Here is a 785-nt window from a genome sequence, read left to right on the forward strand (position 1 = left end):
TGGGCGACGTGAGCCAATTTGCTGAGGCGGGCATTTCGCTCTTGGAAACCTTCGACGAGGACTGCCGCGCCGCAGGGGTGCAGTGGACCTTGGTCGCGAGCCCCGCGGTCGCCGAATCATTGGGTGACGGCGCCACCTGCTCGGTGCACGAAGCGCTGCACGACGTGGCCGACGCCATCGCGAGGCGGCGCCGGATGGCCCTGTCGCTGGTCAGGACGTCTTGACGCGGCGATCACGACGCCACCTGGCGATTCCGACCACCGCCAGCACCCCCGCGCTCGTCAGCAGCAGCAGGGTCAGCAAGAGCAGCTGAGGGTCATACACGACCGACGTGGTGAACGGCTGCCCGTCGGCGATGGGCGCCACCCCCACCGTGTGATGGGACCGCGACCAGCTCACCCCCGCGCCGATCAGCGCCGCGCAGGCCAGGACCAGTTCCAACAGGGCCCGGGAGCTCCGGTAGCGCGCGCTCACGGTGCGGCTCCGCCGTCGTCGTCACCTTCGGAGTCGGTGACATCGGCGGGTTCGACCCGCTCCTGAACCAGCGGGGTAAGCGCGGCGCGGAGCTCACGGTGCCGGCGCGCCCAGGCCTGGGCGTAGCGATCCCCGGTCAGCTTGAGGCCGATGCCGATCCGGCCGCGGGGCACCCCGACCAATTCGCCGAGCGCCCGCGCCGACTGCCACCGCGCCAGCTCCTTGCCGGACGCTTCGTGGTGCTCGGGTTCGGGATACACCCGCAGGATCTCGCGCACCAGGATCGTTTCGGTGCCCTGGCGCAGGGCGTC

1 protein-coding gene and 2 pseudogenes are annotated in these 785 nt (G+C 71.0%); 1 reads left to right on the forward strand and 2 read right to left on the reverse strand.

Annotation, left to right across the window (positions count from 1 at the left end; all coding sequences use genetic code 11):
* Window positions 1-224, forward strand: a pseudogene (locus A9X04_RS22220) (STAS domain-containing protein); the annotation flags it as partial.
* On the opposite strand, the gene A9X04_RS22225 reads toward A9X04_RS22220, so the two are convergent.
* Together A9X04_RS22225 and A9X04_RS22230 are read right to left on the reverse strand one after the other, a co-directional pair.
* The gene (locus tag A9X04_RS22225) at window positions 211-474 is read right to left on the reverse strand and encodes a hypothetical protein (protein ID WP_067925130.1); all 264 of its coding nucleotides are present in this window, start codon (window positions 472-474) and stop codon (window positions 211-213) included. The pseudogene A9X04_RS22220 and the gene A9X04_RS22225 overlap by 14 nt on opposite strands.
* Window positions 471-785: pseudogene (locus tag A9X04_RS22230) on the reverse strand (DUF3093 domain-containing protein); the annotation flags it as partial. The gene A9X04_RS22225 and the pseudogene A9X04_RS22230, both read right to left, overlap by 4 nt.

Source organism: Mycobacterium sp. E3247, assembly GCF_001667785.1.
In the GTDB taxonomy this organism is placed as follows: Bacteria; Actinomycetota; Actinomycetes; order Mycobacteriales; family Mycobacteriaceae; genus Mycobacterium.